At 70.8% G+C, this 12,231-nt stretch carries 12 protein-coding genes; 7 read left to right on the top strand and 5 right to left on the bottom strand.

Annotation, left to right across the window (positions count from 1 at the left end; genetic code table 11):
- Positions 1-38 precede the first annotated feature (38 nt).
- The 5 genes from ACIBW9_RS40735 to ACIBW9_RS40715 all read right to left on the bottom strand — a co-directional run bounded on the left by ACIBW9_RS40735 (position 39) and on the right by ACIBW9_RS40715 (position 4,209).
- A complete protein-coding gene (locus ACIBW9_RS40735; RefSeq protein WP_115914663.1) occupies positions 39-1,226 on the bottom strand; it encodes an NAD(P)/FAD-dependent oxidoreductase in 1,188 nt (395 codons plus the stop codon).
- Positions 1,227-1,239: 13 nt separating this feature from the next.
- The gene (locus tag ACIBW9_RS40730) at positions 1,240-1,470 is read right to left on the bottom strand and encodes a phosphopantetheine-binding protein (protein ID WP_398963361.1); all 231 of its coding nucleotides are present in this window, start codon (positions 1,468-1,470) and stop codon (positions 1,240-1,242) included.
- Between the two features lie 34 nt (positions 1,471-1,504).
- Positions 1,505-3,091, bottom strand: a complete 1,587-nt coding sequence (locus ACIBW9_RS40725; protein WP_398963357.1) for an amino acid adenylation domain-containing protein — start codon at positions 3,089-3,091, stop codon at positions 1,505-1,507.
- A 90-nt stretch (positions 3,092-3,181) separates the two neighbouring features.
- A complete protein-coding gene (locus ACIBW9_RS40720; RefSeq protein WP_398963354.1) occupies positions 3,182-3,874 on the bottom strand; it encodes an LmbU family transcriptional regulator in 693 nt (230 codons plus the stop codon).
- A 119-nt stretch (positions 3,875-3,993) separates the two neighbouring features.
- Positions 3,994-4,209: an MbtH family protein gene (locus tag ACIBW9_RS40715; protein WP_398963352.1), complete on the bottom strand. Its 216-nt coding sequence runs from the start codon at positions 4,207-4,209 to the stop codon at positions 3,994-3,996.
- Positions 4,210-4,682: 473 nt separating this feature from the next.
- On the opposite strand from ACIBW9_RS40715, the gene ACIBW9_RS40710 reads away from it, so the two are divergent.
- From ACIBW9_RS40710 to ACIBW9_RS40680, 7 genes are all read left to right on the top strand, one after another.
- Complete coding sequence (locus tag ACIBW9_RS40710) at positions 4,683-5,429, top strand: thioesterase II family protein (protein ID WP_398963350.1); 747 nt, start codon at positions 4,683-4,685, stop codon at positions 5,427-5,429.
- Positions 5,430-5,456: 27 nt separating this feature from the next.
- Positions 5,457-6,440: a BTAD domain-containing putative transcriptional regulator gene (locus ACIBW9_RS40705; RefSeq protein WP_398963347.1), complete on the top strand. Its 984-nt coding sequence runs from the start codon at positions 5,457-5,459 to the stop codon at positions 6,438-6,440.
- 135 nt (positions 6,441-6,575) lie between these two features.
- Positions 6,576-7,772 carry a serine hydrolase domain-containing protein gene (locus tag ACIBW9_RS40700; RefSeq protein WP_398963345.1) on the top strand — a complete coding sequence of 399 codons (1,197 nt, stop codon included), beginning with the start codon at positions 6,576-6,578 and terminating at the stop codon, positions 7,770-7,772.
- Between the two features lie 27 nt (positions 7,773-7,799).
- Entirely contained in the window at positions 7,800-8,828 is a 1,029-nt protein-coding gene (argC, locus tag ACIBW9_RS40695) for an N-acetyl-gamma-glutamyl-phosphate reductase (RefSeq protein WP_398963342.1), read from the top strand.
- The gene (argJ, locus tag ACIBW9_RS40690; RefSeq protein ID WP_398963340.1) at positions 8,825-9,976 is read left to right on the top strand and encodes a bifunctional glutamate N-acetyltransferase/amino-acid acetyltransferase ArgJ; all 1,152 of its coding nucleotides are present in this window, start codon (positions 8,825-8,827) and stop codon (positions 9,974-9,976) included. The genes argC and argJ overlap by 4 nt, the downstream gene beginning before the upstream one ends.
- Positions 9,973-10,932, top strand: coding sequence for an acetylglutamate kinase (argB, locus tag ACIBW9_RS40685; RefSeq protein WP_398963337.1), 960 nt, complete (start codon positions 9,973-9,975; stop codon positions 10,930-10,932). Before argJ ends, argB begins: the two co-directional genes overlap by 4 nt.
- A complete protein-coding gene (locus tag ACIBW9_RS40680) occupies positions 10,929-12,161 on the top strand; it encodes an acetylornithine transaminase (protein ID WP_398963334.1) in 1,233 nt (410 codons plus the stop codon). Before argB ends, ACIBW9_RS40680 begins: the two co-directional genes overlap by 4 nt.
- The last annotated feature ends 70 nt before the right edge of the window (positions 12,162-12,231 follow it).

The raw sequence follows: 12,231 nt of genomic DNA, 5'->3' as shown, positions 1-12,231 counted from the left end.
TGTCTCCAAATCGGCAAACCAGGTGAGCGGGTCGTCAGTCAGCCCTGGTCGAGCAGGGTCAGCAGGTCGTCGTTGTAGAAGTCGTCGATGGAGCACGCGCCCGACAGCGTCGAGAAGTACCGGTCGATGTGGTCCTGGTGGCCGACCAGCTTGCGCAGCATGTCCGTCCGCCCCTCGGGCTTGAGCTCGGCCACGTTGAGCGCGCCCTGGTAGTGGCTGAGGGCTTCGCCGCCCAGGTCGTTCTCGTAGCGCCGCAGCGCCGCCTTGAGCGCGTCGTCGTCGTGCAGCCGGTCCCCGATGTGGTCGGTGAGCGACTGGGCCTGGACGAAGGCCTCGGTGATACCGCGGGCGGTGATGGAGTCCTTGTGGTTCACCGCGTCGCCGACCAGCGCCCACCCGGGCCCGTAGGCCTTGCGGAAGTAGTTCTCCTGGTGCCCCGTGCCGTACAACTGCTCCTCGCGCTTGCCCGACTGCATCCGCTCCCACAGTTCGGGCGCCGTCGTGCGGAACGCGTCGAGGTAGGCGGGCTCCACGTTCTTGCGGACCTCGTTGTAGTCGTCCTGCGGGAAGTAGGCCATGAGCAGCGTGAGGTCGTCGTTGGTGGGCAGGACACCGATCCAGCGCCCCGGCCGCTCGTACAGCTCGAAGTTCGCGGGAACCCCGGACCAGTAGCTGTAGTAGGTGGTGGTCAGCCGCGGGTGCTCGATGACGTTCTCCGCGCCCGCCTTGCGGGCCACCAGCGAGCGCATGCCGTCCGCGCCGACGACGAGGCGCGCCCGGTCCGTCGTCTCGGCGCCGCCGGGTGTCGTGTACCGCACCCCGACGACCCGGTCGTCCTCCCACACCAGGTCCTTGACCGCGCACCCCTGCCGGAACTCCACGCCGGCCGCCACGGCACCGTCCGCGAGGATCGGGTCGAGCACGTACCGCCTCGGCGCGTACGTGGTCGTCAGGCCGTCGATCGGCAGGGAGAAGCCCTCGATGCGGACATCGGGCCCCTGGTAGCTCTGGCGGGTGATCGGCTGGGCGCCCGAGTCACGGATCCTGTCGAGCAGCCCCCACCGGTTCAGCAGCGCCACACCCTGCATATGGAGGTAGTGCGAGGAAAGCGTGTCCTGCGGGAATTTCGCCTTCTCCAGGAGCAGGACGCGATAACCCTGCCGCGCGAAAAGCATGGCCGTCGGCGAACCCGCACAACGGGCACCTATGACAATGACGTCGTACATGGCCCCTCTCTTTCTATTCGGTGACCGCACTCAGGGATTCGATGTAAGCGGAGATCGACGCCACCGTCGGGTTGAGGAAGAGCTGGTCCATCGGCACCTCGGCGCCCAGCTCCTCGATGAAGGCACCCTGGATCCTGACCATGATCACGGACTGGCCGCCCAGGGCGAAGAAATCGTCGTCGGCCGAAATGTCATCGCGCTGGAGTTCCCGGCACCAAATGGCGCGCACGCGGTCGGCAATCATCACAGTCCTCTCGTTCGTCAGCAAGGTCCGTCGACTATGCCGCCGTGCCGCTGTTCGCGTAATGGCTCTTGAGTGAATCGACCAGGGCCGCCCGGTCCACTTTTCCGTGCGGGCTCAGCGGAAGCCGCAGAACGTTCACGAATCTGGCCGGGACCATGTTCCGCGGCAGTGTCTGCAGAAGGCGGTTGCGCACGTCGTCCTCGAAGAGACCGGCCCCCGCCGGGACGAGGAACGCGGTCAGCTCGGCCTCTCCGGCGTCGGTGTACGTGACCACCACGGCGGCTTCCCGGACCTCGGCCAGCCTGCCGAGCACGCGCTCGATGTCGGTGGGGTCGATGCGCATGCCCCGCACCTTCACCTGCGCGTCCATCCGGCCGGCGACGACGAGGTCGCCGGCCTCGTTGACGTGGCCGCGGTCGCCCGTGCGGTACAGCCGGCGCGGCTCGCCGTCGACGACGACGGTCGTGAACTTCTCGTTCTCGGGGCCCGAGCCGTTGAGGTAGCCCGCGCCGACGCTGGCCCCGGCGATGCAGATCTCGCCGTACTCCCCCGGCGCGACACCGCGCAGGTTCTCGTCGAGCAGGTGGATCTCGGTGTTGTAGGCCGGCCTGCCGACGGGGGCGATGTCCTGGTCGCAGGGCCGGTGTCCGGCGAGGTCGTACGAGGTCGCGACATCCGTGCACTCGGCGACGCCGTACTGGTGCAGGAGGGTGCAGTAGTTGCCCTCGCGCCCCATCCAGTTCGCGATCCGCTCGAACTTCAGCGGCTCCCCGCCGAAGAGCACGTAGTCGAGCTGGGTGAGCGCGTCGCCGCCGCGGGCCGTCTCCCAGTCCACCAGCAGGTAGAGCGTGCTCGAAGCGCAGTGCACCGTGCGGATGTCGTGCTCGGTCAACAGGCGGTACGCCAGCATGGCGTCGAAGTTCCGGCTCGCCATCAGGTACTGGGTGGCGCCGCAGAACAGCGCCGTCATCAGGGCGCGCTGGGAGAGGTCGAAGCCGAAGGCGCTGACGACCAGGTTGTTCGAGTCGCTGTCCAGGTTGTACTCGAGCTTCAGCCAGTTCATCAGGTTGAACCAGCCCTCGTGCCGCACCGCGGTCAGCTTCGGCGTGCCGGTCGAGCCGGATGTGAAGACCGCGTAGCACACGTCGTCCCCGGTGACCTGGACGTCGGGCGCGGTCGCCGGGAGACCGGCCAGCCGGCCGGGCAGCTGCTCGACCCCGACGACCTCGGTTGCCGCCGACTCGACCATCCCGGCCGTCGCCTGCGAGGCCACGATCAGGGCGAGATCGGGGACCTGGCTCAGCAGCAGCTGCAGTCGCGCTGCCGGGTAGGCCGGGTCGAACGGCACGTAGGCCGCGCCGGCCTTCAGCGTGCCGAGGATGGCGACGAGCATGTCGGTCGAGTAGTCGAGGCAGACGCCGACCTTCGCCCCGCGGCCGTGTCCGCGCGCGGCGAGGAAGTGCGCGAACCGGTTCGCTCGCGCGTCCAGTTCGGCGTACGTCACGCGCTCGCCGCCGCAGACGACGGCAAGCGCGTCGGGAGCGGCCTCCACGTGGGCCTCGAACTGCTTGTGGACGACGGGTGCCGAAGGCAGGGCGACCCGCTTTCCCTGAAGGATCATCAACTGACTCCGATGTGAGAGGTGTCCGGTCGGACGAACCGTCGGCACACCCCGGGGGAGGGGCTTGCCGGCACCTGCGGGCGTGCGCCGCTAGGCGGTGCGCATCTCGGGGATGCGCCGGTCGGCGGTCTCGAGCAGCTGGGCCACCCACTTGTCGACGGGCAGACCGTGCGCGGCGGCGGCCTTCGAGAGGTGCTCCAGCCGGCCGGCGGACAGTTCGATGGTGAGCGTGGTGACCTGCTGCGGGCGCTGGTCCGCGACCGCCGGTTCGGCCGGCCGGGGCACCTCCTGCTGCTCGTCGCCGCCGCTCGGGGAGACCTCGGCCGTCTCGCTCTGCACGGCCAGGCCGGCGCGCACCGCCCTGCGCAGTTCGTTGCGCGACCACTTCTGCTGTTCGGCCTTGCGCAGCCAGTAGTCCTGCTCCGGCGGCGACAGCCGGGTCACCTCGGCATGGTGGGCGAAGCTGAGGCTGTCCCGCCTGCGGTGGTGCTCGAACCGCCGGGCCACCCACGCATAGTTGCGCAGGGTCTGGTAGTCGAGCCCGGTGCGCTCGATCGCCTCCTTGTAGCGGCGCCACCCGTAGGTGGCCTCCCCGTAGATCAGCCAGTCGGCGAGCCACCACGCCGAGGAGTTGACCAGCTCACGCAGGTTCGTGCCGATCTGCTCCCAGGACCGCTCCGGCAGGTTCTGCGGAAAGACCATCCCCGACTTCTGCACCTTGGCCTGTGTCCCCACAAAGGACAGGAGCACATCGCGCTGTGCCGGTTCACCGCTGTTGTCCACCGGAATCGCCTTGTACCTGCTCGCGGTTCTCACAGCGCCCGTCACTGCCCTCATCTCCCAACTCAGCCTGTCTTGCCTGGGTGTGCGGGCCGGCGAGCCCGTCGGTGTGCGGCGGGTGTTCAGCCCGCCGCCATGACCTCGCGCAGGCTCTTGGGGCGCAGGTCGGTCCAGTTCTGCTCGACGTACTCCAGGCACTCGGCCCGGGCCGCCTCACCGAAGACCACCCGCCAGCCCGCAGGGACCTCGGCGAACGCCGGCCACAGGGAGTGCTGCTCCTCGTCGTTCACCACGACGTAGAAGCGGCCGTCCTCGTCATCGAAGGGGTTCGCGCTCAACTGGCACCGTCCTTAACCGTCATGGAATGACTCGGGATTGGGAATTCGCCAGGCCGGGTGCGAGAAAGCACCGGGCGCGAGGTCGCCGATCGGCGTCGTCCGGTCGACAGGACGATTCGGCTGTCCGGTCGACAGGACACTCGGCCGTCCGGTCGACGGGACACCTGGCATCGATGGCGACCCCGGCGTTGCCACGTCACCGTAAGGACTCGACCGTCAGCGCTACAAGGCGACGGGCTCGCCGACCGCCCGGTCGTCCACCCGGATCCGCACCCCACCGGATCCTCTGTACCCGACCGGATTCGTGTGCCACGATGCCGGGCTCCCCCCGCCCGAGTGGCCGGGGCCGCCCGCCACCTGAGGATCGCTCAAGAACTGCCACACCCTCGGCGGAGACCGCCCGCTGCCCGCGCCCTCGCGGCCGGACGCCGTTCTATGGTTCGAAGGTGCGCCGCCCGATCCGAGGGAGAGCGATGGACAGCACACGACCTGACCTGCGCCTGTTCGTCCTGCACCACGCGGGCGGCTCACACCTGCTGTACCGCGACTGGCCGAGCCGGCTACCGGACACCTGGCACGTCCGGCTGCTCGACGCGCCGGGCCACGGCCTCCTCCTCGACCTGCCGCAGATCCCCGACGCCGGCCGCCTCGCCGACTACCTGCTGAGCAGCATCGAGCCCGAACTGACCTGTCCCTACGCCCTGTTCGGACACAGCATGGGTGCCCTCGTGACGTACGAGATCATCCGGCGGGTCGTCGAACGGGGCCTGCCGCTGCCGGTGTGGGCCGGTGTCTCCGCACGCTCCGCACCGCAGCCGGGGGGGCCGGGAGGCGAATACCACAAGCTGTCCGACACCGAGCTGCGGACTCGTCTGAGCCTGCTCGGCGGCACACCCGACGAGGTCTTCGACGACCCCGAGCTGTGGAACCTGTTCGCCCCGGTCATCCGGGCCGACCTGCGTCTGGTGGAGAACTGGCGCCCCGATCCCGATGCCGGTCCGCTGCCCGTGGCGCTGTCCGCGTTCGCGGGCGCCGGGGACCACTCCGCCTCACCGCAGTCGATGGCCGGCTGGGCGGAGCACAGCGAGCACTTCCTGGGGCTGCGGGTCTTCGAGGGCGGTCACTTCTACTTCCACAACGATCCGGGTCCGCTGCTGCGGCACATCGCACGCGACGCGACCACGGCGCTCGAGGCGGCGGGCGCGGCGCGCCCCTCCTGAAGCCACCAGCCTGGGTGAGGGAAAGAGATGCTGTTCCGCATTCTCGGCCTCGTGGAGGTCCAGGACGATCAGACCAGTCTGCGTCTCCTTCCCACGGGTGCCAAGCAGCGTGCACTGCTCGGGGCGCTGGTGGTGAAGGCCGGACACAGCGTCTCGGTGCAGCGGCTGATCGACGAGCTGTGGGGTGAACACCCGCCCGCCAATGCGGCGAACGCGCTGCAGCTCCAGGTGACCCGGCTGCGCCGGCTGCTGTCGGGCTCGCAGAGCCGTGACACCGGCAGGCCCGCACCGCACCCGTGGATCGAGACCACCTCGCGCGGCTACGTCCTGCGGATCGACCCCGCCGACACTGACGCCGCGCGCTTCCAGCACCTGGCCGACCGGGGCCGCAGGGTCCTGCGCGACGACCCGGGGCAGGCCGGCGAACTGCTGTGCCGGGCACTGTCGTTGTGGCGCGGCCCGGCGCTGGAGGGCAGCGTGCTCGGCGACATCTGCGCGGGCCGGGCGGCCCAGCTCGAGGAGCACCGGCTGACCGCCCTGGAGATGATGTACGACGCGTATCTGCGCACCGGGCGCCACCGCGAGATCACCGGCGAGCTGATGGAGCTGATCAGCGACCACCCCATGCGGGAGCGGTTCTACGAGCTGCTGATGGTCGCCTTCTACCGCTGCGGCCGGCAGGCGGACGCGCTCGGCGTGTACGAACGCGCGCGCAAACGCATGGCGCACGAACTCGGTGTGGAGCCGGGTCCCGTCCTGCGCGGCCTGATGGAGGCGATCCTCCACCACGACCCGGCCCTCGCCACCGCGGTGCGCCCCCGCCCGGCCGCCCCGGCTCAGGCCGAGGCCGTGTCCGCGCAGCCGGGCGCGACGGCCGACGACGCGGTGCTCACCGTCTGCCGGCAGATAGCCCATCTGCAGCGCCGCATCGAGCGACTGCAGCAGGAGCAGAACCAACTGGTCAGGCGCTTCCACGAGTTGAAGGCGAGTACCACGGCGCCTGCCTGCTGACAACGCTGCCAAGCCGCTGCACGCCCCGTGGTGTGGCCACACGACCCGCGCTCAAGGCAGGTGACCTACGGTGCCGTCCACGGACCGCACAAGTACGACATCAGCCAAGTAGAGACGATTCTCAGGAGCGGGGAAATGACGAGACGGAAGAGACCACGGGCCCGCTTGGCCGGTCTGGCAGCGCTCGTGCTCACGGCCACCGCCTTCGCGGGCCCCGCCCAGGCAGCGCGGGGCGCGGCTCCCAGGGCGGCCGACCACCAGGCGACGCAGCGCGCGATCGACGCGGCCGTCGCGGCCGGGATCCCCGGCATCACCGTCGAGGCACGCGATGCCCACGGGGTCTGGAAGTCGGCGTCGGGCGTGGGCGACCGGCAGACGGGTGCGCCGCGCGGCAAGAACGACCGGTTCCGCATCGGCGGCCTCACCGACACGTTCGTGGCCACCGTCCTCCTGCAGATGGAGGCGGAGAAGAAGCTCAGCCTCGACGACACCGTGGACCGTTACCTGCCCGGCCTGGTGACGGGCAACGGCAACGACGGCCGCAAGATCACCGTACGGGAGCTGCTCAACCACACCAGCGGCCTGTTCGACTACCTCGCCGTCAAGGACTACTACGAGACGTACTCGCTGGGCGACGGCTTCCTCCAGCACCGGTACGACACGCTGACGCCCGAGCAGCGCGTGAAGGTGGCCCTCGGCCAGGCGCCCCTGTTCGCCCCCGGGGCCCGGTTCTCGTTCTCCAACACCAACGACGTCCTGGCCGCGCTGATCGTGGAGAAGGTCGGCGGCGGGTCGTACGAGGACGAGGTGCGCGAGCGCATCATCGAACCCCTGCGGCTCAGGGCGACGTCCAACCCCGGGGACAGCATCGGGCTGCCTCAGCCGAGCGGCCGCGGCTACTCCAAGCTCTTCCTGTCGCAGCCGGACCGGATCGACGACGTCACCGAGTTGAACGGCTCGCAGCTCTGGGGCAACGGCGACATCATCTCCAGCGCGGCCGATCTGAACCGGTTCTACGGGGCCCTGATCCGCGGCAAGCTGCTGCCGCCGCAGCAGCTGAAGGAGCTGACGACGACCGTCGCCAACCCCGACTTCCCGGGCGCGACCTACGGACTCGGCATCGAGAAGATCACCCTGAGCTGCGGCACACCCCTCTGGTTCCGCGACGGAGGCACGTCGGGGTGGCTCACCATGGCCGCCCTCACCGAGGACGGCCGCCATCAGCTCGCGTTCAACTACAACAGCGACTGGGGACCGGAGACCCTGATCCCCATTCTGAACGCCGAGTTCTGCGACACGCCTGCCGCCTCGGGGCCCGGATCGCATGCGTAGCGACATGTCTGTCAACGGAGAGGGTCCATGACCGTCCGAGCAGCCGTGGCGGGAGCGAGCGGATACGCGGGGGGCGAACTCCTCCGCCTGCTTCTGGCCCACCCCGAAGTGGAGATCGGTGCCCTGACCGGGCACTCCAGCGCGGGAGCGCGTCTTGGCACGCTGCAGCCGCACCTGGCTCCGCTGGCCGGGCGGGAGGTACGGCCCACGACCGCCGACGCCCTCAAGGGGCATGATGTCGTCTTCCTCGCCCTGCCGCACGGCCAGTCCGCTGCCGTCGCACAGCAGCTGGGCAAGGACACGCTCGTCATCGACTGCGGCGCGGACTTCCGCCTCGCGGACGCCGCTGACTGGGAGAGGTTCTACGGCTCGTCGCACGCGGGCACCTGGCCCTACGGGCTGCCCGAACTGCCGGGTGGCCGCGCCGCGTTGGCGGGCGCCCGACGCATCGCGGTGCCGGGCTGCTACCCGACCGCCGTGTCGCTGGCGCTCTTCCCCGCCTACGCGGCCCGGCTGGCCGAGCCCGAGGCGGTGGTCGTCGCGGCGTCCGGCACGTCCGGCGCCGGGAAGGCGCCCAGGGCGGACCTGCTCGGCAGCGAGGTCATGGGGTCCATGCGGCCGTACGGCGTGGGGGGCGGCCATCGGCACACGCCCGAGATGGTGCAGAACCTCAGCGCCGTGGCGGGTCGCCGGGTCACCGTCTCCTTCACCCCGACCCTGGCACCCATGCCGCGCGGCATCCTCGCCACCTGCTCCGCCGCGGCGCGCCCCGGGGTCGGCGCACACGACGTACGGGCCGCGTACGAGAAGGCGCTGGCCGACGAGCCGTTCGTACGGCTGCTGCCTAAGGGGCAGTGGCCCGGCACCGCGGCCGTGTACGGATCGAACGCCGCGCACCTCCAGGTGACCCTCGACCCGGCGGCCGGCCGGATCATCGCGATCAGCGCCATCGACAACCTCACCAAGGGCACCGCGGGCGGGGCGGTCCAGAGCATGAACATCGCCCTCGGCCTCCCGGAGGGACTGGGGCTTTCCACGATCGGAGTCGCACCGTGAGTGTCACCGCACCGCAAGGCTTCACCGCGGCGGGCATCGCCGCCGGCATCAAGGAGAACGGCGACCGGGACCTGGCGCTCGTCGTCAACAACGGGCCGCACTCGGCCGCGGCGGGCGTCTTCACCTCCAACCGCGTGCAGGCCGCCCCCGTCCAGTGGTCCCGGCACGTGCTCGCGGACGGCAAGATTCGCGCGGTCGTGCTCAACTCCGGTGGTGCCAACGCCTGTACCGGACCACAGGGCTTCCAGGACACCTGCGCCACCGCCGAGCAGGCCGCGGGGCGGCTCGGCCTGGACGCGACGGACGTGGCGGTCTGCTCCACCGGGCTGATCGGCGTGCCGCTGCCCATGGACCGGCTCCTGGCCGGCGTCGACCGGGCCGTCACCCAGCTGTCCGAGTCCGGCGGCGAGGACGCCGCGGTCGCAGTCATGACCACCGACACGGTGCACAAGACGGCCGCCGTCACCCGGGACGGGTGGACGGTCGGCGGCATGGCCAAGGGTGCCGGGATGCTCGCCCCCGGACTCGCCACCATGCTCGTGGTGCTCACCACGGACGCCGTCCTGGACAGCGCGGCCCTGGACCGGGCGCTGCGGGACGCCACCCGTGTCACCTTCGACCGGGTCGACTCCGACGGCTGCATGTCCACCAACGACACGGTGCTGCTGCTCGCCTCCGGTGCCTCCCGAGTCGCCCCCGAGCACGGCGAGTTCGCCGAGGCCGTCCGCGCCGTCTGCGCCGACCTGGCCGCGCAGCTCATCGGGGACGCCGAGGGCGCGAGCAAGGAGATCCGCATCGAGGTCGTGGGCGCCGCGAGCGAACAGGACGCGGTCGAGGTGGGCCGCTCGGTCGCCCGCAACAACCTCCTCAAGTGCGCCGTCCACGGCGAGGACCCCAACTGGGGCCGCGTCCTGTCCGCGATCGGCACCACCTCCGCCGCCTTCGAACCCGACCGGCTGGGCGTCGCCATCAACGGTGTATGGGTCTGCAAGAGCGGCTCGGCGGGCGAGGACAGAGAGCTGGTGGACATGGCCGCCCGCGAGGTCCAGATCACCGTGGACCTCGCCGCGGGCGCGGACTCAGCCGTCATCTGGACCAACGACCTCACCGCCGAATACGTCCACGAGAACAGCGAGTACGCCTCATGAGCGCCTCTCCGTCTCGGCAGCCCGCTCCGCGATCGGCCGCCCTGCCCAAGGCTCATGCCCTCGTCGAGGCGCTGCCCTGGCTGGCGCGCCACCACGGCAGGACCGTCGTCATCAAGTTCGGCGGCAACGCCATGGTCGACGACGACCTCAAGACGGCCTTCGCCATGGACGTCCTCTCGCTGCGGCACGCGGGCCTGAACCCCGTCGTGGTGCACGGCGGTGGCCCGCAGATCAGCGCACAGCTCCAACGCCTGGGCCTGGAGAGCCAGTTCGAGGGCGGCCTGCGGGTCACCACCGACGAGACCATGGACGTGGTACGCATGGTCCTTGCCGGGCAGGTGCAGCGTGAGCTGGTCGGGCTGCTGAACGCGCACGGCCCGCACGCGGTGGGCCTCACCGGCGAGGACGCCCGCCTGATGACCGCCGTCAAGCGCTACGGGGAGAAGGACGGCAGGGCCGTGGACATCGGCCGCGTCGGCGAGGTCACCCACGTCGACGCCGGGATCGTGCAGGACCTCATCGACAACGGACGCATCCCCGTCATCTCCTCCATCGCCCGGCCCGAGGACGACAAGGACGCCGCCGAGGGCGGTGTGTTCAACGTCAACGCCGACACCGCGGCCGCGGCCCTCGCCGCCGCGCTCGGCGCCGAGATGCTGCTCGTCCTGACCGACGTCGAGGGTCTGTACGCGAACTGGCCGCACAGCGACGAGGTGATCCCCCGCCTGACCGCCTCCGAACTGGCCGAGCTGCTGCCCGGGTTGGCCTCCGGGATGATTCCCAAGATGGAGGCCTGCCTGCACGCCGTGCGGCACGGGGTGCGCTCCGCGCGCGTCATCGACGGCCGGGCCAGGCATTCCATCCTGCTGCAGATCTTCTCGGACGAAGGCGCCGGCACGGTGATCGTGCCGGACGACGACATCAGCGACGTGAGCTTCGAGGGAGCATCGGCATGAGTGCGGGCGCGATCGACGGCACGGACCTCACCGGGGCGGGCAACGCGGCGCTGACCCGCCGCTGGCAGGGCGTCATGATGGACAACTTCGGCACCCCCCGGCTGCCTCTGGTCCGCGGCCGGGGCGTCCGGGTCTGGGACGCGGAGGGCAACGAGTACCTCGACTTCCTCGGGGGCATCGCGGTCAATGCGCTCGGCCACTCGCATCCCGCTGTCGTACAGGCCGTCTGCGAGCAGATCGCCTCGCTCGGGCACGTCTCGAACCTGTTCCTGGCCGAACCGACCGTGCGCCTCGCCGAGCGCCTGCTGCACATCGCCGGGCGCGCGGGCCGGGTCTACTTCGCCAACTCCGGCGCCGAGGCCAACGAAGCGGCCTTCAAGATCGGCCGGCTCACCGGCCGTACCCACATGGTGTCGGCCACCGGCGGCTTCCACGGCCGCACCATGGGGGCCCTGGCCCTCACCGGCCAGCCCGCCAAGCAGCGCCCCTTCGAGCCACTGCCGGGCGACGTCAGCCATGTGCCGTACGGGGACGTCGAGGCCCTGCGCACCGCCGTCACCCCGGACACCGCGCTGCTGGTCCTGGAGCCCCTGCAGGGGGAGAACGGCGTGGTCGTGCCGCCGCCCGGCTATCTGCGGGCCGCCCGCGAGATCACCGCGGCGACCGGCTCCCTCCTCGTCCTGGACGAGATCCAGACCGGCATCGGGCGCACGGGCCACTGGTTCGCGGCGCAGGCCGAGGGCGTCGAGGCGGATGTCGTCACCCTCGCCAAGGGCCTGGGCGGCGGGCTGCCCATCGGCGCGACGCTCGCCTTCGGCGCGGCCGCCGAGCTGCTCACGCCCGGCGCGCACGGCTCCACCTTCGGCGGGAACCCCGTGGTGTGCGCGGCCGCCCTGGCCGTACTGGACACCATCGAGCGGACGGGCCTCCTCGCCCACGTGACCTCGGCGGGGCAGCGGCTGCGGCACGGCCTGGAAGCCCTGGGCCACCCCCTGGTGCGCGAAGTCCGCGGCGCCGGCCTGCTGTTGGGCATCGCGCTCCACGGGAACCTCGCGGCGCGCGTCCAGCAGGCGGCCCAGGACAGGGGGCTGCTGGTGAACGCGGTGATGCCGGACGTCATCCGGCTCGCCCCGCCGCTGATCGTGTCGGACCGCGAGGTGGACACCTTCGTCGAGGGCTTCCGGGCGGCCCTGTCCGAGACCCTCGACGGGGAGCTGGCGGCGGCATAGCGTTCACGTCCAATCCATTGCAACGCATCCAGTGCGGGCTGTTGCGTTAGGTTCAGATCCATTGCAACAA

This window comes from Streptomyces sp. NPDC049541, from assembly GCF_044465725.1.
Lineage (GTDB): Bacteria > Actinomycetota > Actinomycetes > Streptomycetales > Streptomycetaceae > Streptomyces.
The sequence above is the reverse complement of the archived record's forward strand: the minus strand, read 5'-3'. Positions and strand labels throughout refer to the sequence as shown.

Bases quoted from the DNA above. Each gene is read 5' to 3' on its own strand.
- argC (WP_398963342.1), top strand. From the start codon at position 7,800: ATGACCGTCCGAGCAGCCGTGGCGGGAGCGAGCGGATACGCGGGGGGC.
- ACIBW9_RS40710 (WP_398963350.1), top strand. From the start codon at position 4,683: ATGGACAGCACACGACCTGACCTGCGCCTGTTCGTCCTGCACCACGCG.
- ACIBW9_RS40680 (WP_398963334.1), top strand. From the start codon at position 10,929: ATGAGTGCGGGCGCGATCGACGGCACGGACCTCACCGGGGCGGGCAAC.
- ACIBW9_RS40700 (WP_398963345.1), top strand. From the start codon at position 6,576: ATGACGAGACGGAAGAGACCACGGGCCCGCTTGGCCGGTCTGGCAGCG.
- ACIBW9_RS40730 (WP_398963361.1), bottom strand. From the start codon at position 1,470: ATGATTGCCGACCGCGTGCGCGCCATTTGGTGCCGGGAACTCCAGCGC.
- ACIBW9_RS40725 (WP_398963357.1), bottom strand. From the start codon at position 3,091: ATGATCCTTCAGGGAAAGCGGGTCGCCCTGCCTTCGGCACCCGTCGTC.
- ACIBW9_RS40735 (WP_115914663.1), bottom strand. From the start codon at position 1,226: ATGTACGACGTCATTGTCATAGGTGCCCGTTGTGCGGGTTCGCCGACG.
- ACIBW9_RS40705 (WP_398963347.1), top strand. From the start codon at position 5,457: ATGCTGTTCCGCATTCTCGGCCTCGTGGAGGTCCAGGACGATCAGACC.
- argB (WP_398963337.1), top strand. From the start codon at position 9,973: ATGAGCGCCTCTCCGTCTCGGCAGCCCGCTCCGCGATCGGCCGCCCTG.